This window comes from Streptosporangium sp. NPDC023825 (assembly GCF_040639575.1).
Classification (GTDB): domain Bacteria; phylum Actinomycetota; class Actinomycetes; order Streptosporangiales; family Streptosporangiaceae; genus Streptosporangium.
In genome coordinates this window covers 164,748-187,342 of record NZ_JBFAAE010000008.1, presented here as the reverse complement: position 1 = coordinate 187,342, position 22,595 = coordinate 164,748, and the positions used below count along the sequence as shown (strand labels likewise).

23 protein-coding genes and 1 riboswitch are annotated in these 22,595 nt (G+C 70.3%); of the genes, 13 read left to right on the top strand and 10 right to left on the bottom strand.

Annotation, left to right across the window (positions count from 1 at the left end; genetic code table 11):
* The first annotated feature begins 134 nt into the window (after positions 1 to 134).
* From AB0G15_RS10620 to AB0G15_RS10610, 3 genes are all read left to right on the top strand, one after another.
* Complete coding sequence (locus AB0G15_RS10620) at positions 135 to 452, top strand: hypothetical protein (RefSeq protein ID WP_362687523.1); 318 nt, start codon at positions 135 to 137, stop codon at positions 450 to 452.
* Positions 453 to 585: 133 nt separating this feature from the next.
* On the top strand, positions 586 to 1,086 hold the full coding sequence (locus tag AB0G15_RS10615; RefSeq protein ID WP_362687520.1) for a SigE family RNA polymerase sigma factor: 501 nt from the start codon (positions 586 to 588) through the stop codon (positions 1,084 to 1,086).
* The gene (locus AB0G15_RS10610; protein ID WP_362837400.1) at positions 1,083 to 2,369 is read left to right on the top strand and encodes a hypothetical protein; all 1,287 of its coding nucleotides are present in this window, start codon (positions 1,083 to 1,085) and stop codon (positions 2,367 to 2,369) included. Before AB0G15_RS10615 ends, AB0G15_RS10610 begins: the two co-directional genes overlap by 4 nt.
* A 68-nt stretch (positions 2,370 to 2,437) precedes the next feature.
* Here AB0G15_RS10610 and AB0G15_RS10605 read toward each other — a convergent pair whose 3' ends face one another.
* Positions 2,438 to 3,400 carry a sugar kinase gene (locus AB0G15_RS10605; RefSeq protein ID WP_362837398.1) on the bottom strand — a complete coding sequence of 321 codons (963 nt, stop codon included), beginning with the start codon at positions 3,398 to 3,400 and terminating at the stop codon, positions 2,438 to 2,440.
* Positions 3,401 to 3,506: 106 nt separating this feature from the next.
* Complete coding sequence (locus AB0G15_RS10600; protein WP_362837396.1) at positions 3,507 to 4,292, bottom strand: IclR family transcriptional regulator; 786 nt, start codon at positions 4,290 to 4,292, stop codon at positions 3,507 to 3,509.
* A 262-nt stretch (positions 4,293 to 4,554) separates the two neighbouring features.
* Here AB0G15_RS10600 and AB0G15_RS10595 point away from each other — a divergent pair, with 262 nt between their 5' ends.
* Together AB0G15_RS10595 and AB0G15_RS10590 are read left to right on the top strand one after the other, a co-directional pair.
* Positions 4,555 to 5,418 carry a DUF4253 domain-containing protein gene (locus AB0G15_RS10595; protein ID WP_362687508.1) on the top strand — a complete coding sequence of 288 codons (864 nt, stop codon included), beginning with the start codon at positions 4,555 to 4,557 and terminating at the stop codon, positions 5,416 to 5,418.
* A 423-nt stretch (positions 5,419 to 5,841) separates the two neighbouring features.
* A riboswitch (cyclic di-AMP (ydaO/yuaA leader) is annotated at positions 5,842 to 5,993 on the top strand.
* A gap of 248 nt (positions 5,994 to 6,241) precedes the next feature.
* On the top strand, positions 6,242 to 7,069 hold the full coding sequence (locus AB0G15_RS10590) for a hypothetical protein (protein WP_362837394.1): 828 nt from the start codon (positions 6,242 to 6,244) through the stop codon (positions 7,067 to 7,069).
* Positions 7,070 to 7,180: 111 nt separating this feature from the next.
* On the opposite strand, the gene AB0G15_RS10585 is transcribed toward AB0G15_RS10590, so the two are convergent.
* The 6 genes from AB0G15_RS10585 to AB0G15_RS10560 all read right to left on the bottom strand — a co-directional run bounded on the left by AB0G15_RS10585 (position 7,181) and on the right by AB0G15_RS10560 (position 11,385).
* Complete coding sequence (locus AB0G15_RS10585) at positions 7,181 to 7,552, bottom strand: hypothetical protein (RefSeq protein ID WP_362837392.1); 372 nt, start codon at positions 7,550 to 7,552, stop codon at positions 7,181 to 7,183.
* 12 nt (positions 7,553 to 7,564) lie between these two features.
* A complete protein-coding gene (locus tag AB0G15_RS10580; protein WP_362837390.1) occupies positions 7,565 to 7,951 on the bottom strand; it encodes a roadblock/LC7 domain-containing protein in 387 nt (128 codons plus the stop codon).
* Between the two features lie 70 nt (positions 7,952 to 8,021).
* Complete coding sequence (locus AB0G15_RS10575; RefSeq protein ID WP_362837388.1) at positions 8,022 to 8,924, bottom strand: hypothetical protein; 903 nt, start codon at positions 8,922 to 8,924, stop codon at positions 8,022 to 8,024.
* Between the two features lie 4 nt (positions 8,925 to 8,928).
* Entirely contained in the window at positions 8,929 to 9,309 is a 381-nt protein-coding gene (locus AB0G15_RS10570) for a roadblock/LC7 domain-containing protein (protein ID WP_362687493.1), read from the bottom strand.
* Positions 9,310 to 9,453: 144 nt separating this feature from the next.
* Entirely contained in the window at positions 9,454 to 10,674 is a 1,221-nt protein-coding gene (locus tag AB0G15_RS10565) for a DUF4032 domain-containing protein (RefSeq protein ID WP_362837386.1), read from the bottom strand.
* Positions 10,675 to 10,737: 63 nt separating this feature from the next.
* Positions 10,738 to 11,385: a class II aldolase/adducin family protein gene (locus AB0G15_RS10560; RefSeq protein ID WP_362687487.1), complete on the bottom strand. Its 648-nt coding sequence runs from the start codon at positions 11,383 to 11,385 to the stop codon at positions 10,738 to 10,740.
* A 331-nt stretch (positions 11,386 to 11,716) separates the two neighbouring features.
* Here AB0G15_RS10560 and ngcE point away from each other — a divergent pair, with 331 nt between their 5' ends.
* The 7 genes from ngcE to AB0G15_RS10525 all read left to right on the top strand — a co-directional run bounded on the left by ngcE (position 11,717) and on the right by AB0G15_RS10525 (position 17,727).
* Positions 11,717 to 13,174, top strand: a complete 1,458-nt coding sequence (gene ngcE / locus AB0G15_RS10555; RefSeq protein WP_362837384.1) for an N-acetylglucosamine/diacetylchitobiose ABC transporter substrate-binding protein — start codon at positions 11,717 to 11,719, stop codon at positions 13,172 to 13,174.
* 6 nt (positions 13,175 to 13,180) lie between these two features.
* On the top strand, positions 13,181 to 14,092 hold the full coding sequence (locus AB0G15_RS10550; RefSeq protein WP_362837382.1) for a sugar ABC transporter permease: 912 nt from the start codon (positions 13,181 to 13,183) through the stop codon (positions 14,090 to 14,092).
* A complete protein-coding gene (locus AB0G15_RS10545; RefSeq protein ID WP_362837380.1) occupies positions 14,092 to 14,979 on the top strand; it encodes a carbohydrate ABC transporter permease in 888 nt (295 codons plus the stop codon). Before AB0G15_RS10550 ends, AB0G15_RS10545 begins: the two co-directional genes overlap by 1 nt.
* 107 nt (positions 14,980 to 15,086) lie before the next feature.
* Positions 15,087 to 15,689: a hypothetical protein gene (locus AB0G15_RS10540; RefSeq protein ID WP_362837378.1), complete on the top strand. Its 603-nt coding sequence runs from the start codon at positions 15,087 to 15,089 to the stop codon at positions 15,687 to 15,689.
* On the top strand, positions 15,676 to 15,966 hold the full coding sequence (locus tag AB0G15_RS10535) for a 4a-hydroxytetrahydrobiopterin dehydratase (protein ID WP_362837376.1): 291 nt from the start codon (positions 15,676 to 15,678) through the stop codon (positions 15,964 to 15,966). The genes AB0G15_RS10540 and AB0G15_RS10535 overlap by 14 nt, the downstream gene beginning before the upstream one ends.
* 18 nt (positions 15,967 to 15,984) lie before the next feature.
* Positions 15,985 to 17,049 (top strand): pyridoxal-phosphate dependent enzyme, encoded by a 1,065-nt coding sequence (locus AB0G15_RS10530; RefSeq protein WP_362837374.1) that lies wholly within the window; start codon positions 15,985 to 15,987, stop codon positions 17,047 to 17,049.
* A gap of 105 nt (positions 17,050 to 17,154) precedes the next feature.
* Entirely contained in the window at positions 17,155 to 17,727 is a 573-nt protein-coding gene (locus AB0G15_RS10525; protein ID WP_362837372.1) for a hypothetical protein, read from the top strand.
* Positions 17,728 to 17,972: 245 nt separating this feature from the next.
* Here AB0G15_RS10525 and AB0G15_RS10520 read toward each other — a convergent pair whose 3' ends face one another.
* Positions 17,973 to 18,959 carry a pirin family protein gene (locus tag AB0G15_RS10520; RefSeq protein WP_362837370.1) on the bottom strand — a complete coding sequence of 329 codons (987 nt, stop codon included), beginning with the start codon at positions 18,957 to 18,959 and terminating at the stop codon, positions 17,973 to 17,975.
* 191 nt (positions 18,960 to 19,150) lie between these two features.
* Complete coding sequence (locus AB0G15_RS10515) at positions 19,151 to 20,560, bottom strand: serine hydrolase (protein ID WP_362837368.1); 1,410 nt, start codon at positions 20,558 to 20,560, stop codon at positions 19,151 to 19,153.
* A gap of 184 nt (positions 20,561 to 20,744) precedes the next feature.
* Between AB0G15_RS10515 and AB0G15_RS10510 the strand changes: the two genes are divergently transcribed.
* Positions 20,745 to 22,583, top strand: coding sequence for an ATP-binding protein (locus AB0G15_RS10510; protein ID WP_362837366.1), 1,839 nt, complete (start codon positions 20,745 to 20,747; stop codon positions 22,581 to 22,583).
* Positions 22,584 to 22,595 lie beyond the last annotated feature (12 nt).

Here is a 22,595-nt window from a genome sequence, read left to right as displayed (position 1 = left end):
CGACAGAACCGCCGCCACGCGCGACCGGGCGGCCGGCAGGCGTCGATCTTTCCGTACCGTCCGCGCATATCAGGCGTCCGCCGGGCACGTAGGATTCGACGGCCGGGCGGACGAGGCGAGAACGAGGACGTGGTGTGAGCTTTGATCTCGGAGTCTGGTTCGGGACCGAACCGATCACCGCGCGGGAGGCCCTTCTCCGGTATCTCGCCTGGGACGAGAGCGGAGCCGCCCCCGGCGAGCCGCGCCCGGAGGTGGCGGCCTTCTACGAGGAGCTGACGGCGCTCTTCCCGGACCTGACCGCCGAGAACTACGGCACCTCGCCGTGGTCCGAGCCGCTGACCGTGGGTGAGGACTTCGTGCTGATGAACGCCGTCTTCCCCCGGGCCGGAGAGGTGTGCCGCGTGGTGCTGGAAATGGCGGCACGGCATCGGCTCGTGCTCTTCGAGCTCTAGCGGGCCGTGGCAGACCGTGGGGAGCGGGTGACGGCGACGTCTTTCTTCGCCGGATTCAACAGTTTCGCCGCCGAGTCCGTCTGAGTTGTGACGGAATCGGAAAGCTGTGACGGACTCGTAAGGGCGAAGGCAATTGGACGACGAATCCCGTTTCACGGACTTCGTCGCTGAGCGGGCGGATGCGCTGCTGCGTTACGGCTACGTGCTCAGCGGTGACCCTCACGACGCGGCCGATCTCACCCAGGAGGCGCTGATCCGGCTGCATCGGGCGTGGTCCCGGGTGCGCCGCAAGCGCGATCCGGAGAGCTACACCAGGATGATCATGGCTCGGCTGCACATCGGCACCTGGCGGCTGCGCCGTCGCGAGCGGCTCACCTGGGACCTTCCGGAACGGGCTCATCTGGACGTGCTGCCCTCCGACGTGGAGCAGGGGCTGTGGCGGGCGCTCGAAGGTCTGCCCCGCAAGCAGCGGGCCGTACTCGTCCTGCGGTACTACGAGCAGCTGACCGACGTGGAGATCGCCGATGTTCTCGGCATCTCCCGGGGGACCGTCCGCAGTCACGCGTCGCTCGGCCTGAACAGGCTTCGTTCCGCCGTACCCCATCCCGCAGCGGCCAACGGGAGCACCCGATGAACGACGACCTGGAAGCCAACCTCCGCAGTGCCCTCGGCCACGCCTCCGAGCGCGCGCCGCACGCGCCGAGCAGCCTGTCCGCGCGCATCGTGACCCGCTCCCGGCGTCGCGGGGCGCGCGCGCGGGCCCTGGCCGCGGCCGTCGCCGTGGCGGTGGTGGCGGGCGGGCTCGCGGTGGTGGTACGCGGCGCCGCGAACGGCCCGGACCCGACGGCGGCGGACCCGACGGCCGTGTCGAGCGCCGGGACCGCGGAGCCGCGCCTCCCGGGCGAGGCGTTCGAGATTCCGGACCCTGTCGAGAAGGTCTGGCCGCAGGCGGTCAGGAAGATCCCGGCCCTGCTGCCCGACGGGCGCGAACTCCGGCCGCACGCCTTCATCGACGACCACACGCTGCTCACCGGGACCTGGTCGAGTCTGGAGAAGTCCGACGCCCTCTACGCCTACGACATGGACAGCGCGAAAATCCGCAAGATCACCGACATTCCCACGCCGAAGGGGACGGTGACGTTCGCCTTCGACTTCACCATCGGCGCCGGACAGGTGGTCTGGTGGACGACCCGCGATATCGGTGACGAGAAGCTCGCCGATCTGTGGGCGGCCCCGCTCGCCGGCGGCGAGGCCCGGCTCGTGGCCTCGCACCGGAACAGCGAGGAGGGCGCGGACGAGGCTCTCGACCCGCCGGCCGTGACCGGCGACGGCAGGATCGCCTTCTCCTTCAGGGAGAGCGACGGCGTCTTCACCGTCCCCCTCGGGGGCGGGGCGGTGAAGCCCGTCGCGGGCGCGGAGAGACATCACGTCATGCGCTGGCCGTGGGTCGGTACGGCCGGGATGTTCGACTTCCACGAAGAGACGACCTCCGCCGAATTGACGGCCCTGGCCGAACTGCTCAACGTGGAGACCGGGGAGAAACGCACGGCAGTGGTCAACCCCGGTGAGCTCGGCGTGCAATGCGGGCTGACCGCGTGCATCGGCAGGAAGGCCGACCACAGGTTCTTCCACCGGCTGCGCGACGGTTCCCAGGAGAAGGCGTTGCCGTTCGTCCCGGCCCACGCGCCCGGCGATTTCGTGGGCCGCTTCCAGAGTTCGGCCTACCGCAAGGAGAGAAACTCGGAGGGTGCCTTCCTGCACGATCTGGTCACCGGCAGATCCGGCGATTTCGGGGTCCGTCCCGACAAGAACGGCCTGCAGATGCCGGGTCCGGGGGCCGGGATGAGCGGTGAACGGCTGATCAGCTACCGGCTCGGGGACCAGCGCGTGGTCATCGACCTCAGCAAGATCGACTAAGGCGCCGTCGCCACGGGCCCGGCGTCTCGCCCCGCACCGCGGGCCGCCGCTCCCGGGAAGGGCGCGGGTCAGCGGCTGACGGCGTCCACCGTGCCGACCGCGTCGGCCGGGCGCAACAGGTCCAGGTCGGAGCGGCGGGGGAGGCTCTCCCAGTCGCCGTCGGCGGTGACGGCGAAGGCCCCCGCGGCACAGGCCGTGGCCAGCCGCCGCTCGGGGGTCGCCCCGGCGAGGGTCTCGGCGATCCAGCCCGCGGCGAAGGCGTCCCCGGCGCCCACCGGGTCGAGCTCGACGACCCGGTAGGGCTCCGCGTGCCGTACGGCGCCGTCGGAGAGCTCGATCGCGCCGAGGGCGCCGCGCTTGATGAGGACGTGGCGCGGGCCGAGGGCCGACAGGGCTCCGGCCAGGGTGAGCGGGTCGTCCCCCTCGACGACCAGCCGGGCCTCGGCCTCGGTCGCGAACAGGACGTCCACGGAGGCGACGGTCTCGCGCAGCGCGGCGGACGCCTCGGCGGGCGTCCACAGGGCACGGCGGTAGTTGACGTCCATCGACACGATCGCGCCCGCGTCGCGAGCCTCGGCGATCGCGGCCCGCACCGCCTCGGCGGCGGACGCCGACAGCGCGAGCGTGATGCCCGTGACGTGCAGCACGCGTGCCGAGCGGATCAGCGAGACGTCCAGGTCGGAGGGGCACAACCGGGATCCGGCGCTCGCCGAGCGGTAGTAGCGCACGTCGACCATCTCGGCCGTGCGCCTGCTTTTGATCATCAGGCCGGTGGGCGCCCCGGGGTCGACCCGCATCCCCCGCACGTCGACGCCCTCGCCGGCCAGTGTCGAGCGCAGCAGCTCGCCGAACTCGTCGGCGCCCACCCTGCCGATCCAGGCCGTGCGCCCGCCGAGGCGGGCGACGCCGATGGCCACGTTCGACTCCGCGCCGCCCACGCCGAGCCCGAAGTCGCGGGCGTGCCTGAGCGGGCCGGTGCGCCGCGCGGTGAACAGCGCCATGCTCTCACCGAGCGTTACCAGATCAGTCATGGAAAGCGGGTCCTTAAGGAGTCGGCGGGCGGGCTTCGTCGGTCAACGGGTCGACCCGGGCTTTCCGGAGTCGGTCAACGGGTCGACCCGGGCTTTCCGGAGTCGGTCAACGGGTCGACCCGAGCTTTCTGGAGATGCGCAGGGCCGTCTCGGCCACCAGGGGACCTAGGTCCCGCACCCGCGCGGCGGTGATCCGGGAGGTGAGACCCGAGATGGAGATCGCCGAGGTGGCGACGTCGTTGTGGTTGAAGATCGGTGCCGCGACGCAGCGCACCTCGGGCTCGTTCTCGCGGTCGTCGACCGAGTAGCCCCGCTGCCGGATCCGGCCCAGCTCGGCGCGCAGGCGCGCGGCGTCGGTGATGGTGTACCGGGTGACGTGCGGCATCCCGGCGGCCACGATCTCCTCGACGGCCTCCTCCGGCTGCCAGGCGAGGATCGCCTTGCCCACGGCGGTGCGGTAGACGGGATTGCGGCTGCCGATGCGCGAGGCCATGCGCACGTTGGTCTCGTTCTCGACCTTGTCGATGTAGACCACGTCGGGCGGGTCGTAGACCACGAGGTGGACGGTCTCCCCGGCCTCCGCCATCAGGCGGTGCGACTCCTCGGCGGCCACCGTCCGCAGGTCGAGGGTGGCCAGGTAGGCCTGCCCGAGGTGCAGGGCGCCGCTGCCCAGCCGGTAGGCGCCGCTCCTGCGGTCACGCTCCAGGAGCCTGGCCTCGATGAGCGGGGCGGCCAGCCGGAGCACCGTGCTCTTGGACATGTCGAGCGCCTCGGCGAGCCGGGTGAGCGACAGGCCGTGGCCCGCGCCCGCGTGGTCGCGTACGTGCCCGAGGACGGCGAGGGCACGTCGGAGCGAGGCCGACTGGTTGCGTTCCGGGGCGGGCTCACTCATCGCGGCTTCCCATTGTGATCCGGCAATCGAATACCTGGTCAAGGTAGGCGAGTACACCGTCCTGCGGCCACTTTGCAGCACAACGTTCTGCACTGCACAACAAACCGTGGCCGACCTGCCGGGCGGGACGGCGGAGGACGGGCACCCGCCCGGTTCCGTTTCTCCCCACTACCGATAATTTTTGCCTGGACCAGGGCAGAACTGTCCCTCGGGATGGTTGACAGGCCAAAATTGGTCCGTGGTCAGGATCGGATCGGTAGAGATGAGCGATTGCGAGAGCGAGCGACTTCCGCCAGTTCTGGGCCAGCTGTTCGCCGATGGAGCCGACGGGAGCGAGGACGGCGACGGGCTCGGCGGGGGCGGCGGCCGGAGGCTCTCGGTGGAGCTGCCGCCGGGGGACGTGGTGTGGCCCGACCCCGGTTACGCCCAGCTCGCCGTCCGTCGCCGTCCGGCGTTCTGGCTCAGCGAGGTGGCGGTCTCCGGCGAGTACTGGGCGCGGTTGAGGGCCCAGCACGAGCGGTCGGGCCTGTGGCCGGTGCTGCTGGAGGACTCAGTCCAGCCCTGGTCGGCCGGCCAGATCGCCCCGGACACGGCCGGTCAGATCGACAACTACCACGCCGCCGCGTTCATGGCCGAGGTCTGGTCCGACTGGATCGCCAAGGCCAACCTCGACCAGCTGGAACTGCTCGACCCTTTCGGCCCCGAGTGTCCCGGCCCGGCCCCCTCGGGAAGGCTCGCCGCCGACCCCGGCGTGGTCGCCGACTGGTACGCCGGGCTGGTGGCCGAGCGCAGGACCCCTCTCGGGCTCGTCGCGGTCGAGCGCGGGGCCGACGCCCTCGCCGTCATGGGCTGGCAGGGCGCCCTGAACCACAACGAGTGGATGGTCCCGCTCGCGGCCGTCGTGCGGAGCTGGGAGGACAGGTTCGGGGTGCGGGTGGTCGGCATGGGTTTCAACACCCTCGACCTCAGCGTCGCCGCGCCCCCGACCACCTCCGAGCACGCCCTGCACGTCGCCGCGGAGCACTGGACGTTCTGCCCCGACAGCATCATCCAGGGGGCGGGGAACCTCATCGACTACGCCGAGCAGATCAAGGGCAGGAACGCCTGGTCGTTCTGGTGGGACTGAGCGGGACCGGGCGGGACCGGTTGGAACCTGGCGGAACCGGCCGGCCGGGGACGGTCCGCGGGACGGGCTCTCCTTGAACGGACCTTTGCGGGGCGGGACCTTGGGTGAACCTTCACGGGACGGGACGGGACGGGACGGGACCGGCCGGGGACGGGCCCGCGGGGCGGATGTTCCCCGTGTGGATCTCCGGGGGCGGGGCCCTGGAATGGGCTCCGGGACGGGGTTCCGGGGGTGGATCCCGAGATGGGGGAGACATCCGTGCTGGTAGGGCGGGTGTTGGCCTGGCGGGGCGATCGATGAGGCTTCCTTGAAGCTTGTAGGTAGATCTTCTGGGGTTTTCATGGTGTTTGCTTTGCTTTGTCCGGTTTGGGTGGGTAGTGTCCACAGTTATCGGTTGGCGACCTGCCCTTCACAAGAGGGAGCGGCCGGCCGACGTCGAATCCCGAGGGTCCCTCAGGGGCCCCGGAGCCGGGGAACCACGTTTCCGGGGTGAATCCGCCGCGACCACGCGGCGGTAGGGCAACTCCACCGCCCGAACCCGTCAGCTAACCCGGTAGACGAGATGGAGAGGAGATCCCCTCATGGATCACCGCGTTACCACGTCGGTGCAGCCCTTGTCCGTGCCGGCCACCTGAACTTTTCCCCCTTCCCCCCGTACCTTCTCGCCGCGCCCGATCGCGGCACCTTCCAGATCGTGCTCCGCGTAGCGATTGCCTGAGATTCCGGCTACGCCCCCTTTTCCGACGAGCGCGTCCCCGCCACCGCACCACTCCGGTGTGTCGCACGTGGCTGCCCCGTTCCCTCGCGAAAGAGCCTTTTCTCCATGCGTCCCATCTTTGGTTTGCACAAGAACGGCCTGAGCAAGTTCACCTGGCAGAAGAACAAGTCCCGCGGAAACCGCCTCGCCGCCGCCGCCCTGGTCGGCGCGAGCGTCCTCGCCGCCACCGGTGTCGCGGTGGCGCTGCCCACCTCCACCTGTTTCGCCGCCACCGCCGACCCCGAGGTCGGGGTGGCGAAGGCCAGCGCCGAGTCCGTCCTCCTCCAGGGCGCGACCACGGCCTCCTACTTCTGGGACGACTCCTCCGGCCGGGCCGGTGACACCGGGCTGCCCGCCAGCGGCCGGCCGATGCAGAAGGGCATGATCGCCAGCCCGAGCTGGCCCCTGCTCACCGAGGGTTACCTCATCTACAAGGGCAAGAAGGCCAAGTTCTTCGTCGGCGACCGCGGCCCCGGTTCCCCCTCGAACCAGGGCATCATGATCGACATCGACGCCAAGACCTTCGCCGACCTGACCGGTGGAACGTTCAACGCCAGCACGCTCGGCGTGGACGGCAACGGCGGGATGGGCCACATCGACATCCAGTACGTGGTCACCAAGTGGGGTGACGGTACGGGGATAAAGAACCACCCCGTCGCGTTCTCCACCGGTGCCTGGAGCCGCAGGGACACCAGCCCGGCCAAGCCTCCGACGGTCGTCTTCGCCAAGGCCCAGCAACTGGGGATAGGCGTGCAGACCCAGCCGGTGAGCGCGGCGGTGCGGCCGTGGGCCGGCAAGCCCAAGGTCATGGTCGAGCCCGCCTCCTGGCACGCCCCGGCCGGCGTGGCCGTCGCCGGTGCCCGCGCCGCCGAGATCGGCGCCGGGAAGAGCTGAGCCGGCGCCCTCCGGAGTCCTCCGCCGGAGTCCTCCGGGAACGCTCAGAAAAGACGCGGAAAGGACTCCGGTGCGGTCCGTGCCTCCCGGGGCGCGGACCGCACCGGAGGATCAGACTTCGAGCTTCTCCTCGATGCCGCGCAGGGTGTGCCGCGCGAGCGCGAGGTTGGCCCGGTTCCGGTCGAGAGCCAGGTAGAGGAACAGCCCTTTGCCGCTCCGGCCCGCGATCGGGCGGATCACGTGGTACTGCGTGCCGAGCGTGATGAGGATGTCCTCGATGCCGTCCTTGAGGCCGAGCGACTCCATGGTCCGCATCTTGGCCTTGACGACCTCGGTGTTACCCGCGGCCGCGATCTGGAGGTCGAGGTCCTTGGACCCGCCGAGCGCGCCCAGCGCCATCCCGCTGTTGTAGTCGACGACGACCGCGCCGACGGCACCGTCGATCGTCATCATCTCCTTGAGCGAGATGTCCATGTTGCCCATTGCTGTCTCCGATCACTGGGGTATCGATGTGCGCGAGCTGGCGGCGGCCAGCCTGGCCGCCGTCTTGCGGCCCTCCAGCCGGAGCAGCCCGAGGTTGGTCCCCGGGCGCGCCAGGACTGTGAGGACGATCTTGGGTCCGGCGGCGTAGAACGCCGCGTAGCCGTTGGTGCCGGAGATCAACGTCTCCTCGAAGGTGCCCTTGCCGGCCATGCTCGTCATCCGGCGGCTGAGGGCCAGCACCGCGGAGGAGAGCGCCCCGGTCTGCTCGGTGTCCCTTTCCAGGTCGCTCGCTATCGTCAGACCGTCGACGCTGCACGCGATGCTTCCGTTCACGTCGGGTATGCGTTCTCGCAGCGCCGCCATCTCGCGCCGTATCTCCTCACGCAGTTCCACCGGCATCCTCCTTCCGATCAGCTTCAGCGTCCGCAGCCTTATCGGCATGTGACCGGGCTCAAGTCGCTCAAGTCGCTCAAGTCATGGCCTCCAATGCGTTCCTGAGCCGGATGAGCAGGTTGACGTCGGCCGGGTCCCCGTTCGCCCTGGGGAGCCACTCCGAGGTCTCAGGAGAACCCGCGGCGGCCGCGGGGATCTCCGTGGCACCCCTCGTCCGCCTGGGCAGCGGGTCCGGCGCCCCGGGAGTCCCGGCGGTCCCGGGAGTCCCGGCAGTCCCGGGAGTCTCCGCCGGAGCGGGCTCCGGGAGGCGGAGCAGCCCGGACGAGGCGAGCTGCCGTACGGCGAGCAGTACCGAGTACGCGGGACGGCCCAGCTTGCGCGCCAGGTCGGCCGGGGTCGCCGTGCAGTCGGCTCCGACGAGCACCTCCCACTGGAGCGAGCTCAGCACCACCCGCTGGGCGCTGATGCGCCCCAGCGGGACGACCGGGAGCGTGTCCAGCTCCGCGGACGGCCAGGTCTGTTCCAACTGTGCCTTCCTTCGCTCGCACTCCCGGAGCAGGCCGGTCGCGTCGAAGTACCACTGCGGTCCGAGCCAGTGCAGCTCTCCCCGCCGGAACCTGGGCCGGTGCCCGGTGGCCTGCAGCAGGAAGTACGCGGCGTCGAGCACCGCGCTCAGCACGCAGAACTCCAGTTCCCCGCGGGTGAGCAGGCCCTGCGCGACCAGCTGCTCGCCCCCCGACGGCTGGGGGGTCCGCGCGTCCGGCGGCCGGCGTCCGGCGGCCTGCCTGACCTGACGTACGGCGTGGGCGGATATCCCGCGGCAGGCGCCCAGCAGGTCCTCCAGCCGGGGGGCCGCCGCGCTCTCGGCGTAGGTCACGCGACCGTCGGTGAGGTAGATGACCCCCGCCTTGCCGAGCCGCAGGGAACCGGTGGCGTGGTCGCCGGCGAGCCCGCTGAGGATGTTCTCGACGTTCGGCATGATTTCACGTCGATATCAGACGGCCGGAAAGGGCCTGGAGACGGTGGCGGGCCAGGGCCAGGTTCGAGCGTTCGAGATCGAGCCTGACATAAATGACCAGAGGGCCGTCGAAAAGCGTTTCCATCGGCCGCAGCAAATGGTGGCCGCCGTCCGTGGTGATGATCATGTCGCTGATCCGGACCGTACCGCCGGGTGAGGCGAAGGCGAGCCCGTCGAGGGTCGCGCGCAGGGTCTCGCTCAACCCCGCGGCCGATCTCTCCACGTCGGCGTGGCGGCTCGCACCGCCGGTGGCCACCGCGGTCCCGCTGGTCTGATCGATGAGGATCGCGTCCAGGGCGCCGGGGATGGCCATTACCTCAGTGAGGCAGTCTTCGATTCCGAGCACGTGCTCTCCCTCGCCAGCGACTTCAAGCGTCGCCCGGTCAGCGTAGGGAAATCCCTCGGTGACCGGCCTTCCTGGCTAGGGCTTTGATAGGAGAAGGCGTACGATTCTCCAACTGAGTAGGAAGTTATACACCCTGGATGGAAATCAACCCGTTGGCTCGTCGGTGATGAATGCCTTTTCGTCCGGCTTGAAAACAAGAATGTTCTTCACATAGGAATTCACCGCGGCGGGCAGGCCGACGTCGTTCCCGGCCTCCTCCGACATGTACCAGCGGTGGTCGAGCACCTCGTGGAAGAACTGGGCGGGCTCCAGCTTGCCCCGCATCTCCTGGGGCACGGCCAGCACCGTCGGCTGGAACACCTCGGCCAGCCAGCGGTGGGCCACGATCGCCTCGTCCTCGTGGCGGAGGCCGTGCGACACGCGGAAGGAGTCGAGGTCGTTGAGGAGGCGTCTGGCCTGGTTCTCCTCCACGTCCAGGCCGGTCAGCCGCAACAGCCTGCGCTGGTGGTGCCCGGCGTCCACGACCTTGGGCCGGACGATCAGCCGGCCGGTGCCCGCCTTGCGGCGGACCATCATCTCCGCGACGTCGAACCCCAGGGAGTTCAGCCGGCGGATCCGCTGGTCGATCATGTGCCAGTCGACCTCGTCGATGATGTCGTCGGAGGTGAGCTCGCTCCAGAGGCGGTGGTAGCGGCGGACGACCGAGTCGGCGACCTGCTCGGGGTCGATGGAGGGGTGCAGCAGCTCGCCCGCCTCCAGGTCGAGCATCTCGCCGAAGATGTTGGTGTGCGCGACGTCGATGTCGTACAGCCGCTGGCCCTCGCTGATCATGGGGTGCAGCTCGCCGGTCTCGGCGTCGACCAGGTAGGCGGCGAAGGAGCCCGCGTCCCGGCGGAACAGGACGTTCGACAGCGAGCAGTCGCCCCAGTAGAAGCCGCTGAGGTGCAACCGCACGAACAGTACGGCCAGGGCGTCGAGCAGCCGGTTGAGCGTCTCCGGCCGGACCGTACCCGACATGACCGCGCGGTAGGGCAGGGAGAACTGCAGGTGCTGGGTGATGAGCGCCGAGTCGAGCGGCTCGCCGTTCGCGTCGGTCCGCCCGGTGACCACGGCCACCGGCTCGACGGACGGGGTGTCCATCCGGCTCAGATCCCACAGCAGGCGGTATTCGCGCTTGGCGTAGTACTCGCTGATCTCCTTGATCGCGTACACCTTGCCCGACAGGCGGGCGAAGCGCACCACGTGCCGGGAGATGCCGCGGGGCAGGGAGACCAGCCGGTGCTCGGGCCACTGCTCCAGCGGGACGTCCCAGGGCAGGCGGATGAGGTCCGGATCGCTCGGGGCGCCGGTGAGCTGAAGGGGCATGCGGTCAGTCCTCGCGACGGGAAGTCCGGCGGTGTGCCGGTCGGACAGGTGGTCGTGCCGTGGTCAGTCCTCGCGGCGGGGGAAGGTGGGCGGGTCGAAGGCGCGCCGGACCACCGCGGCGAGTTGCTCCTCGGTGAGCACGCGGGGCTCGCCGACGCTCCTGGCCCGTACGTAGACCTCGCAGAGCCACTCCAGCAGCCGGGTCGCCTCGAAGGCCCCGTCCAGGTCGTCGCCGATCGTGACCCCGCCGTGGTTGGCCAGCAGCGCGGCACGCCTGTCCTTGAGGGCCGCCCTGACGGAGGCGGCGAGCTCGGGGGTGCCGTAGGTGGCGTACTCGGCGACCCTGACGGCCCCGCCGAGCAGCAGGACGTTGTAGTGGATCGGCGGCAGCTCGCTCATGGTCGTGGCGACCACGGTGCCGAACACGGAGTGGGTGTGCACGACGGCGCCCGCGCCCGTGGCCGCGTAGACCGCCAGGTGCATGGGGGTCTCCGAGGACGGCCGCAGGTCGCCCTCGACGAGGTGGCCCTCGATGTCGACGACCGGGCAGGCCTCGGGCTCCAGCCGGTCGAGGGAGACGCCGCTGGGCGTCACGGCGACCAGATCGCCCGCGCGCACGCTGAGATTTCCCGCGGTCCCGACGACCAGTCCGGTCGTGGCGGCCCGGTGGCCGTACTCACACAGCAGTCGGCGCTGCTCGGCCAGCAACATGTTCCCAAAAGTAGGGGGTTGCGGTATCAGGCGGCAAACCCCCATTATCTGGTCTAGACCGGTTGTTGCTCCTCGATGACCGGGGGGCATGGTTCCTTTACCTTCCCATCGGCCGCGCGTCAACGGTTTGCCGGGAAATATCGGCTACTGTGTGCCGTTCTGTCATTGGATTGCACTTCCTTGGCGTCTGGTTTCTACCGGATAGGCCGCGAGGACATCACGGCTCGGTCTAGACCGGATACGAGCTCTTGACGGTGGACTCCGGGGGTACGTACCTTCGGGCAAACGTTTAGGAAACTTTCCTAATTGATCCCCCGTTCAGGAGGGTTACATGTCCAACTCGGCCGGTACGCCCGGAGATATCACCCGGCGGCAGATGCTCCGCCGGATCGGCATGAGCGCTCTGATCGCCGGCCCCGGCGCCGGACTGCTCACCGCCTGCGCCACCGGCGGCGGCGCGGCCCCCGCGGCCCCGGCCTCCGCCGCCCCCTCCGCGGGCGGCGCGGTCTCCGCGAAGAACCCGTTCGGCGTCGCGGCGGACGCGCCGCTCGAGGTCGTCATCTTCAAGGGCGGCCTGGGTGACAGCTACGCGACCGAGGTCCACGAGCCGCTGTACAAGAAGGCGTTCCCGCAGGCCCAGATCAAGCACGTCGCCACCCAGCAGATCGCGCAGACCCTGCAGCCGCGGTTCGCCGGCGGCGACGTCCCCGACATGATCGCCAACTCCGGCACCGACCTGATGGACAGCGGAGCCCTGCAGCAGGAGGGCCAGCTCCTGGAGCTCACCGAGCTGTGGGACGCCCCCTCGATCGACGACCCGAGCAAGAAGGTGCGCGACATGGTCGCGCCGGGCACCGTCGAGTCGGGCCTCATCGACGGCAAGCCCTACCTGATGAACTACGTCTTCTCCGCGTACGGCCTCTGGTACGACTCCGCGCTGTTCGAGAAGAACGGCTGGACCCCGCCGAAGACCTTCGAGGAGTTCAAGACCTTCGCCGAGAAGGCCAAGGCCGCCGGGATCACCCCCTTCGCGTACGCGGGCAAGAACGCCGCTTACTACGCGTACTGGATGATCCTCATCTCCGCCGCGAAGATCGAGGGCAACCAGATCCTGGTCGACGTCGACAACCTCGTCGACGGTGTCTGGCAGCGCGACGCCATGAAGCAGTCCGCCGCCGCCTGGGCCGAGATCGCCAAGTACATGGACAAGTCCTTCGAGGGCCTGATCCACACCGAGGTGCAGCTCCGCCAGAACCAGGGCAAGGTCGCGCTGTACCCGTCGGGCTCCTGGCTGGAGAACGAGCAGAAGGCCCAGACCCCGGAGACCTTCAAGTACGCGCTGACGCCCACGCCCAGCGTCACCGCCGCCGACAAGATGCCGTTCGAGGCCATCCGCGCCGCCGCCGGCGAGGCCTACATCGTCCCCGCCAAGGCCAAGAACCCCAAGGGCGGCCTGGAGTACCTGCGCATCATGCTCTCCAAGGAGGGCGCGAAGGGCTTCACCGAGAAGTCGGGCAACATCACCGTCGTGACCGGTGCCGCCGACGGCCTGGAGCTGTCGCCCGGCAACGCGAGCCTCAGCGCCGCGCAGACCGCCGCCGGCCAGAACATCGTCACCTTCAGCAGCTTCGAGAACTGGTACAAGGAGTTCGAGACCGAGCTGCGCAAGCAGACCAACGCGCTCATGTTCGGCCGCATCTCCGCCGACGAGTTCTGCGAGAAGATGCAGAAGGCCGCCGACAAGACCAAGGCCGACTCGTCCATCACCAAGCAGAACCGGACGGTGTAGCTCCCGATGCGGCAGGGCAAGTATCCGTTCATCGTCGGCTTTCTGGCCGCGCCGGTCCTTCTCTACGTGGTCTTCGTGATCAGCCCGTACATACAGGCTTTCTACATCTCGATGACCAACTGGAAGGGCATCTCGGCGAATCCCCAGTTCATCGGTCTGGAGAACTTCACCAGGCTCTTTGACGACGAGGTCTTCTGGGCCGCGGTGCGCCACCACGGTGTTCTGCTGCTTGTCATGCCGCTGGTCACGATCGTGATCGCCCTGTTCTTCTCCTTCCTGCTCAACCTGAGCGGCGGGCAGCGGGGCGGCCGGATGACCGGGATCTGGGGCTCGAAGGTCTATCGTGTGATCTTCTTCCTGCCCCAGGTCCTGGCCGTGGCCATCGTCGGGGTGCTCTTCCAGGCGATCTACCGCCCGGACGGCACCGGCGTGATCAACGGCCTGCTCGGCAAGGTCGGCGTCGACCCGGTCGGCTGGCTCATCGACCCGGACATCGCGCTGTTGTCGATCATCGCGGTGATGGTCTGGCAGGCCGTCGGCTTCTACGTGGTCCTGTTCTCGGCCGGCATGTCCTCCATCCCCAAGGACGTGTTCGAGGCCGCCGCGCTGGACGGCGCGGGCCGGTTCACCCTGTTCTTCAGGATCACGATCCCGCTGCTGTGGGACACCATGCAGGTCGCCTGGGTCTATCTCGGCATCGCCGCGTTCGACGCCTTCGCCCTGGTCCAGGTCCTCTCGGTCGACCGGGGCGGGCCCGACAACTCCACGACGGTGCTGCCGATGGAGATCTGGCGCACGGCGTTCAGCTTCTCCAAGTTCGGCTACGCGTCGGCGATGGGCGTGGCGCTGTTCTTCATGACCATCACGTTCGCCGCCCTCACCCTGCGCGTGACCCGGCGCGAGAGGATCGAGTTCTGATGGCCACGGACCCGGCGCGCAAGCCCGCCTCCCGCCCCGGACGCCGCGTGAAGAACCCGCTCGGGATCTTCGGCGCGCTGTCCCACGTCGCGCTGCTGGTCTGGGCGATCCTGATCGTCGGCCCGATCGTCTGGACGTTCCTGTCCTCCTTCAAGACCAACACCGAGATCTTCGGGGACGCCATCACCCTGCCGGCCACCTTCGGCTGGGACGCCTGGGGCCGGGCCTGGGAGAAGGCCCACGTCGGCCAGTACATGCTGAACACCGTCTTCGTGGTGGCGTGCAGCACGGCGGGCACCATGCTCCTGGGCTCGATGGCCGCGTACGTGCTGGCGCGCTACACCTTCCCCGGCAACAGGCTCATCTACTTCCTGTTCGTGTCGGGCATGACGTTCCCGGTCTTCCTCGCGCTGGTCCCGCTGTTCTTCGTGGTGAAGAACCTCGGCCTGATCGACACCCACCTCGGCCTGATCCTGGTCTACATCGCCTACTCGCTGCCGTTCACCGTCTTCTTCCTGTCGGCGTTCTTCAAGACGCTGCCCACCTCGGTGGCCGAGGCGGCGATGATGGACGGCTGCTCGCACACGCGGACGTTCTTCCAGGTCATGATGCCGATGGCGAAGCCGGGCCTGATCAGCATCACGATCTTCAACATCCTGGGCCAGTGGAACCAGTATCTCCTGCCGATCGTGCTGCTCACCGGCAACGTCGAGGGCAAGTGGGTGATCACCCAGGGCGTTGCCAACATCTCCACCAGCGCCGGGTACGAGGCCGACTGGCCGGGCCTGTTCGCCGCGCTGAGCATGGCCATCATCCCCGTCATGATCATTTACATCATCTTCCAGCGCCAGATCCAGTCGGGCCTCACCTCCGGCGCCGTCAAATGACCGGATCCGGTCAAAATACGAGCTCCGGCGAGTAATCCCAGGAGTGTCGTCGGGAGTCGTTCATATTCGGAACGACTCCTGTCCCCTCCCCACGGAGAACCCGACACATGGCCCTCCTCGACCAGGACTTCCCCTTCCCCTTCTTCGGCGCGGGGGAGGCGAGCTACTACATGTGGGCCGAGGTGCACGTACGCTTCGCCCGGCAGCCGAGCACCTCCCAGCGCGCGGTCATCGTCGACACCGTCCCGGCGCCCCTGCGCGGGGCGCTCGACTGGTGCGAGGGCCGCCAGCTGATGGTGGCCAGCGGCCTGTTCCTGCACGGCACGGTGGTCCGCTCCTACCCGGCCGCCCCCGGCGAGTCCGACCGCATCGGCGACGACGGCTGGCTGTACGCCGCCCCCTCCCGGATCGCCGCGCTCAACGCCGACATCGAGAGATGGCTGCTGCGCATCCACCGGGAGTGCCCGATCCTGGCGGCCTACCGCGCGGAAGACCCCGACAGCGGCGGCACCCGCCTGTCGGACTGGCACGGATGGAGCCTCGCCCGGCTGCCCGGCCTGCTGCCCGAGCTGGAGCCCCTCCTCGACCGGGCCAGCCGCGCCACCTCCATGGCCCAGGGCATCATGGCCATGGCCCGCCGCGCCGGAAGCCTGCCCAGGCTTGGCGTCTTCGCCGGAGACATGATCTCCTGGGAGGATGAACCTGCTTGACGACTCCGCGGTGGACGAGCGGCTGACCGGCCTGCCCGAGTGGCGGCGCGAGGGCGACGAGATCCGCCGCACGATCACCGCCGCCGACTTCCCCGCCGCGATCCGCATCGTGGACGAGATCGCGGTCGAGGCCGAGAAGCTCGACCACCACCCCGACATCGACATCCGCTGGCGCACCCTCCACCTGGCGCTCAGCACGCACAGCGCGGGCGGCCTGACGGAGCTCGACTTCGCCCTGGCCGCCCGCATCGACGAGATAGCCTCGGCAGGCGCCTGAACCGCTCCTCGGCCGATCATGACCGATCCGGGCCACGGGCCGCGGGAGCTCGACCGGACGCCGTCCCCGCCCCTCGAGGAGCTCGACGACCCCCGGCTCGCCCGCGCGGGCGTACGCGTGATCCTGAAGCGCGACGACCTGATCCACCCCCTCCTGCCGGGCAACAAGTGGCGCAAGCTCAAGTACAACCTCGCGCGGGCCGCCGAGCTGGGCCACGAGACCCTGCTCACCTTCGGCGGCGCCTACTCCAACCACGTACGGGCCGTCGCCGCGTCCGGAGCCCGCTTCGGATTCCGGAGCGTCGGCGTCATTCGGGGCGAGGAGCACCTGCCGCTCAACGACGTGCTGGCCTTCGCCGCGCGCTCGGGAATGCGGCTGGTCTACATGGACCGCACCACCTACCGCGCGAAGGGCACCGCGCCCGTGGTCGAGGAACTCCGCCGGAGGTTCGGCCGGTTCTACCTGCTGCCCGAGGGCGGCAGCAACGAGGAGGCCGTCCGCGGCTGCGCCGAACTCCCCGGGGAGATCGACATGCCGTTCGACGTCGTGTGCTGCCCCGTCGGCACCGGGGGCACGCTCGCGGGCATCGCCGCCGGGCTGGCCGCCGGGCGGCGGGCCCTGGGCTTCTCCGTCCTGCGGGGAGCGCGGTTCCTGGCCGACGACGTCGCCAGGCTCCAGGCGGCCACCTACGGCGAGGTGTCGGCCAACTGGACGATCGACCACGACTTCCACGCCGGGGGCTACGCCAGGCGCGCCCCCGAGCTGGACGCGTTCGCCGACGACTTCGCCCACCGGCACGGGATGTCGCTCGACCGCATCTACGTGGCGAAGATGATGTGGGGCGTCTTCACCCTCGCGGAACGCGGGACCTTTCCCAGGAACACCACGGTCGTCGCCGTGGTGACGGGTCCGATGGAGGCGGCTCCGTCCTCCCGCCCCGCGCGGGCCGGCGACGACAAGGCGGGGGCGCTGCCGCCGGCTGCATCCCTCCCGCCCCGCGCGGGCCGACGACGGGCGTCTCCGGCCCCCGCCGTGATCTCCGCCTTCCCGTGCGGCGCGGACACCGTCCGGCCCCCGCCGTAGATCTCCGGGGCGGCGTGGCCGGGAGCGGTCAATACCGAGCGTGGTCGTATGATCACTCGATATGGTGGGCGCTGCTCTTCTCCGGCCCGGTCAAGGAGATCGTGGATGCGCATTCTGGGAGTTCTCGCCGCCGTCGCCCTGCTCTGCACGGGCTGCGGCGAGCAGGTCGCCGCGCCCCATCCGGCCGGGCACAGCCCCAGCGCGGGTCCGAGCGCCGAGGGGATCCGGCTCGCCGGGGGCGGCACGTTCACCAGACCCGCGCCGCGCGCCTCCGCCATCGTCTACGACACCGCGCTGGTACCCCCCGGAGCCTCGGCGCGGGTCACCGTGGAGTCGGGAGCGGTGCTCGCCACCGCCAGGGTCACCGTCAAGGACATGCTCCACAGCCGCACCTACGGGGCGCACCTGCACGTCAACGCGTGCGGTTTCAAACCGGAGGACGCCGGGCCGCACTATCGGCACTCCCATGCCCAGGCGAGCCCCGAGAACGAGGTCTGGCTCGACTTCACCACCGACGTCCGGGGCGACGCCATCGCCACCACCACCCAGGACTGGGCACTCGTCCCGGGCCGGCTGCCCAGGTCGCTCGTGATCCACGCCAAGCCCACCCGCACCACCGGCGCCGATGTCGGTGATGCCGGTCCCCGCGTCGCCTGCGTCACCCTCACCGAACGCTAGGCCCGGCATGGGCCCGTCGGCGGGCCCCGAGGCCCGGGGCCGTGGCGTCTCCGGCCGCGATGTTCCGATCCGCGCCGTAGGCCGGGCCCGCATCGGATCCCGATGCCGGGCCCCGCGCCGGATCCCGACGCCGGGCCGCGCATCGGACCCCGAGGGTCGGCCGTGCGCCGGACGCCGGGCCGCGCATCGGACCCCGAGGGTCGGCCGTGCGCCGGATCCCGGACGCCGGGCCTCGTGTTCCGCGATCAGGCGTGGCCGGCGGGGATGGTGCCGAGACGACCGGCCTGGTAGTCCTCGAACGCCTTCGCCAGCTCCGCCTGGGTGTTCATCACGAACGGCCCGTAGTGCGCGACCGGCTCGCCGATCGGGCGGCCGCCGAGCACGATGACCTCCAGGTTGGGGCTGCGGCTCTCCTGGGTGCCGGCCGCCGAGAGCGTGATGGTCTCGCCGTCGGTGCCCAGGCCGGGAAGGTTGCCGAAGCCGTCGAAGACGGCCAGCTGGCCCGACTCGATCGGCTGCCGGTCGCCACCGACGGTGCCGCGTCCCGACAGGACGTACGCGAGCGCGTTGAAATCCTTGCGCCAGGGGAGCGTCAGCCGGGAACCGGGACTGAGGGAGGCGTGCAGCAGGGTGATCGGCGTCCGGGTGGAGCCGGGGCCGGTGAACTCATCGACCTCGCCCGCGATGAGGCGGACCAGCGCTCCGCCGTCGTGGCTGCTGAGCAGGACGACGTTGGTCCTGCCGATGTCCTGGTACTTCGGCGCGACCATCTTCTGGCTGCCCGGCAGGTTGACCCAGAGCTGGATCCCGTGGAAGAGGCCGCCCTTCTGGACCAGCCACTCCGGGGGAGCCTCCTTGTGCAGGATGCCGCCGCCGGCCGTCATCCACTGGGTGTCGCCGTCGGAGATCGTGCCGCCGCCGCCGTGCGAGTCGGCGTGGTCCATCACGCCGTCGATCATGTAGGTGACGGTCTCGAAACCCCGGTGCGGGTGCCAGGGAGTGCCCTTGGGCTCGCCCGGCGCGTAGTCGACCTCACCCATCTGGTCCATCATGATGAACGGGTCGAGATACTGGGACTTGATCGTCGCGAGTGCCTTGCGGACCGGGAAGCCCTCTCCCTCGAATCCGCTCGGTGCGGTGGTGACGGCCAGCACCTGGCGCTCGCGGGTCGCGTTCAGCGGCTGCGGCAGGCGGGGCAGGGTCAGCGGGTTCTCTACGGTCACGGCCGGCATTGCGGATTCCTTTCGGCGATGTTCGCCGGTGATAACTCAGTTGATGTTTCAACTATTCCATGACGGACGAGGCCGTGGCAACGAAGTGCCACGGCCTCGACGGCGAAGCCCGCCGGTTCACCCGGCCGCCCGTCCGGCGGCCGTCTCCCGCCGTCCCCCGGCAGCCGTTCACGGCCGCCCGGGAGACGGGACTACTTTCCGGTGGCCAGCGCGAAGCCGCCCCGGCTCAGCGAGATCAGCTCGGGGGCCGTGACCCGCTCGTCCAGCGCGGCGGCGGGGTCACTGGTCAGCACGGTCACGACGTAGGTCCTCCCCCCGGCCGAGCGGGCCAGGTACGACAGGTCGAGGACTCCCATCTCGGAACCGCCCTTGGCCCAGACCAGCGGCCACTTCTTCCTGTCGAGCTTGAGGCCGACGTCGTTGGCCGACATCACCGCGCTCACCCGCTTGTCGCCCAGCTCGAGAAGGCCGGCGTAGGCGCGGCAGACGTCGCGGGGCGAGCCGAACCACTCCACCGTGTCGATCTCGCGGGGCTTCTGCCAGAGCACGATGTCCGACAGCGACTGCTTGGCGACCGTGTCCTTCAGGTAGGCGCGCCTGCCGGCGGTGTCGAGCGCCAGGTAGGCGCGGGCCTGCGCGGGGTGGTTCACGCCCTTGAGCAGGAAGAGCTCGCGCGTGGTGAGGAAGGGGACGTTCCGCTCGGGATGGCTCGACCACCGCCGTACCTTGGCCTCCACGGCCTTGCGGCCGACCGTGTGGATCAGGATGTCGGTGGCGGTGTTGTCGCTGATCGAGATCATCAGCTTGGCGGCCTCCGCGACCGTGGTGGTGCTGCCGTCGGGGCGGCCCGTCAGCCCGTCCTCGCCCAGGCTCTTCCACTCGGGCTTGATCGTGAGCTTGGTGTTCCAGCTCAGCCCGCCGTCGCGGATCTTCTCGGCCACGGCGCCGAGCACGTACAGCTTGAAGATCGAGCCCAGCGGGCGGGCCGTGTCCGGCGCCACGGCGTGCGCGACGTCGCACCTGCCCCGCCTGTCGATCTCGGCGGCCAGGAAGCCCACCCGCGGCGCGACCTCGCGGAGCCGGGCGTCGAGCTTCTTCCAGCTCTTGGGGGCGGCGGGCACGGAGGGCTCGGGGGGCGTCAGCCCGAGCAGGTTGATCTTCCCGTCGCCGTCCACGCCGAGCTGCAGGGTGAACGCCTGCTCGCCTATCGTCCCGGTCCCGGCCAGCGAGGACGGCGTCTCCTTGGTCAGCTTCTCCAGGCGGAACCCCTTCGACGCCTTGAGGAAGGCGTTGACGCCGTTGACCGTGAGCGACGCGAGGTAGCCGGAGTTGAGATGCTCCTTGAGCTCGCTCTCCGCCAGCGGCGCCCGGTCCGGCGCGCCGAGGAACCAGCGCAGCTGCCGGCCGGCGGGGCTGTCCGGGATCTCCGGCTCGGCGAGAGGTCTCCCCGCCGTGGCCGCCTCGGCCGTGACCGCTCTGGCCGTCCCCGCCCCGGCCGTGACCGCCGACGCGGGGACGGCCAGAGGCAGGGTCATCACCGGAACGGCCGTGACGGCGACGGCGACGGCGAGCAGGCGCTTCGATCGGAACGGCAACCGCATGAGATGCTCCTCGGGATTTTCTCCGGCGTTGCGGCCATCTCCCCGATGGCCCTCATCCGAAACTAGAAAGCGTTCCCGGCTCGCGACACCCGGCGGTCCTCCGTCCCGCCGGTGCGGCGAACCGCACCGGCTGTGCGGACAACCCCCTGGACGGCGGAGCCCGCGGCAGGTCACCCTACGTCCCATGACGTCCACGGCCCCTCGAACCGTTCCGGCATCCGCGTCACCGCCGGGCCCGTCGGCGTCCGCCCCGGTCCGCGTCCTCGCCGCGTCCATGGCCGCGGTGTCGGTGGCCGGGATGGTCGTGGGCGGCGTGCTGGAGGCCGGTGTGCCCGTGCCGCTCAGCCAGTGGCTGTTCATCGTGGCCTGCGTGATCCTGCCCTCGGTCGGCCTGCTCATCGCGGTCAGGCGCCCCGACAACCCCTACGGCTGGCTGCTGCTGGTCACCGCCTGCTGCCTCGGTCTCGGCGGCCTCGGCGTGGGCGTCCTGGTGGCGTACGACGACGTCCACGGCCCCTTCGCCGTGGCCGGCGCGCTGCTGGCCTCGTTGTTCTCCGGCTTCTACGGCCTGAGCTGGGTGTTCATCCCGCTGATCTTCCCTGACGGCAGGCTGCCCTCGCCGCGCTGGCGCCCGGTCGCCTGGATCGCGGGGGTGGCGATCCTCCTGCACTGGCTGGGCGTCCTGCTGAGCCCCGACGAGATCTACGCCCTGACCTTTCCGCACGGCAACCCGGTGGGGCTCGAAGGCACGGCCGGGCTGCTCGCCGCCTCGGTGGGCGGGCTCGGGCAGGTGGTGGTCTTCCTCGTGGCGCTGTCGGTGCTGGCCTCCCTCGTGCTGCGCCTGCGGCGCGGCACCCTCGTCGAGCGGCGCCGCCTGCGCTGGATGATCCTCGGGGCGGTGGCCGCCCTGAGCGGCTCCGTGACGACAGCGATCTTCGGGCAGAGCGGCCAGGCGGTGAGCTGGGTCGGCGTCATGACGGCGGTGACCGCGCTGCCCGCGGTGATCGCCACAGTGGTGTTCCGCCACAACCTGCTCGACATCCGGGTGGCGGTCAGGGGATCCAGGCTCCTCCTGGTCTTCGACCTCAGGCCGACGGTGGACGAGCTCCTGACAGAGCTCGGGCCGGGCCTGGACGAGGCGGACCCCGTGGAACAGCTGGGAAGGCTGGCGGAGGCCGTACGGGCGGGCCTGGAGACGCGGTGGGCCGCCGTGACGCTCGCGGACGGCACGCGGGTGGTGGCGGGCGGGGAGGACGGAGAGGCGGTGCTCACCGTCCCGGCGGGGCTGGGGCACATCACCTGCGGCCCCAAGGCCGCGGGACGTTTCAACGCCGAGGACCGCAGGCTGCTCGGCTCGCTCGCGGTGCCGATCGGGCTGGCGATCCAGAGCGCGAGGCTGGCGGCACGCCTGGTCAACGCCCAGGAGGCCGAGCGGCGGCGGATCGAGCGCAACATCCACGACGGGGCGCAGCAGCAGCTCGTCGCGCTGATCGCGGGACTGGAACTGGCCCGCGCCACCGGCGGTGGCGCGGGCAGCCTGGCGCTCCTGCGTGAGCAGGCCCGCCAGACCCTCGCCGACCTGCGGGAACTGGCGGCGGGCATCCACCCGTCCGTGCTCAGCCAGGGCGGCCTGGCGGAGGCGGTCGAGGAACGTTGCTCGCGACTGCCGGTGACCACGACCGTGACGGCCGATCCGGCGCTCCGCTCGCGGCGCTTCCCCGACGAGATCGAGGGAGCCCTGTACTTCACGGTCAGCGAGGCCGTCGCCAACGCGCTCAAGCACGCCGAGGCCTCCAGGATCGAGGTGCGGCTGGCCTGGTCGGGCGGGCGCCTGCGGGCCACGGTCTCCGACGACGGCAGGGGTTTCGAGCGGGGCGGGCCCGGCCGCGGGGGGCTGAGCGCGCTGGCCGACCGGATGGCCGCGCTCGGTGGCGGCCTCGACGTCTCCTCGACGCCCGGCGAGGGCACCCTGGTCGGCGCCTGGGTTCCCGTGCCGGGATCCCGGGCTCCCGTGCCGGGCTGAGGCGTCCTACCG

Coding starts and splice junctions, on each gene's coding strand:
- AB0G15_RS10610 (WP_362837400.1), top strand. CDS start 1,083: ATGAACGACGACCTGGAAGCCAACCTCCGCAGTGCCCTCGGCCACGCC.
- AB0G15_RS10605 (WP_362837398.1), bottom strand. CDS start 3,400: ATGACTGATCTGGTAACGCTCGGTGAGAGCATGGCGCTGTTCACCGCG.
- AB0G15_RS10600 (WP_362837396.1), bottom strand. CDS start 4,292: ATGAGTGAGCCCGCCCCGGAACGCAACCAGTCGGCCTCGCTCCGACGT.
- AB0G15_RS10595 (WP_362687508.1), top strand. CDS start 4,555: ATGAGCGATTGCGAGAGCGAGCGACTTCCGCCAGTTCTGGGCCAGCTG.
- AB0G15_RS10590 (WP_362837394.1), top strand. CDS start 6,242: ATGCGTCCCATCTTTGGTTTGCACAAGAACGGCCTGAGCAAGTTCACC.
- AB0G15_RS10585 (WP_362837392.1), bottom strand. CDS start 7,552: ATGGGCAACATGGACATCTCGCTCAAGGAGATGATGACGATCGACGGT.
- AB0G15_RS10580 (WP_362837390.1), bottom strand. CDS start 7,951: ATGCCGGTGGAACTGCGTGAGGAGATACGGCGCGAGATGGCGGCGCTG.
- AB0G15_RS10575 (WP_362837388.1), bottom strand. CDS start 8,924: ATGCCGAACGTCGAGAACATCCTCAGCGGGCTCGCCGGCGACCACGCC.
- AB0G15_RS10565 (WP_362837386.1), bottom strand. CDS start 10,674: ATGCCCCTTCAGCTCACCGGCGCCCCGAGCGATCCGGACCTCATCCGC.
- AB0G15_RS10560 (WP_362687487.1), bottom strand. CDS start 11,385: ATGTTGCTGGCCGAGCAGCGCCGACTGCTGTGTGAGTACGGCCACCGG.
- ngcE (WP_362837384.1), top strand. CDS start 11,717: ATGTCCAACTCGGCCGGTACGCCCGGAGATATCACCCGGCGGCAGATG.
- AB0G15_RS10550 (WP_362837382.1), top strand. CDS start 13,181: ATGCGGCAGGGCAAGTATCCGTTCATCGTCGGCTTTCTGGCCGCGCCG.
- AB0G15_RS10545 (WP_362837380.1), top strand. CDS start 14,092: ATGGCCACGGACCCGGCGCGCAAGCCCGCCTCCCGCCCCGGACGCCGC.
- AB0G15_RS10540 (WP_362837378.1), top strand. CDS start 15,087: ATGGCCCTCCTCGACCAGGACTTCCCCTTCCCCTTCTTCGGCGCGGGG.
- AB0G15_RS10535 (WP_362837376.1), top strand. CDS start 15,676: ATGAACCTGCTTGACGACTCCGCGGTGGACGAGCGGCTGACCGGCCTG.
- AB0G15_RS10530 (WP_362837374.1), top strand. CDS start 15,985: ATGACCGATCCGGGCCACGGGCCGCGGGAGCTCGACCGGACGCCGTCC.
- AB0G15_RS10525 (WP_362837372.1), top strand. CDS start 17,155: ATGCGCATTCTGGGAGTTCTCGCCGCCGTCGCCCTGCTCTGCACGGGC.
- AB0G15_RS10520 (WP_362837370.1), bottom strand. CDS start 18,959: ATGCCGGCCGTGACCGTAGAGAACCCGCTGACCCTGCCCCGCCTGCCG.
- AB0G15_RS10515 (WP_362837368.1), bottom strand. CDS start 20,560: ATGCGGTTGCCGTTCCGATCGAAGCGCCTGCTCGCCGTCGCCGTCGCC.
- AB0G15_RS10510 (WP_362837366.1), top strand. CDS start 20,745: ATGACGTCCACGGCCCCTCGAACCGTTCCGGCATCCGCGTCACCGCCG.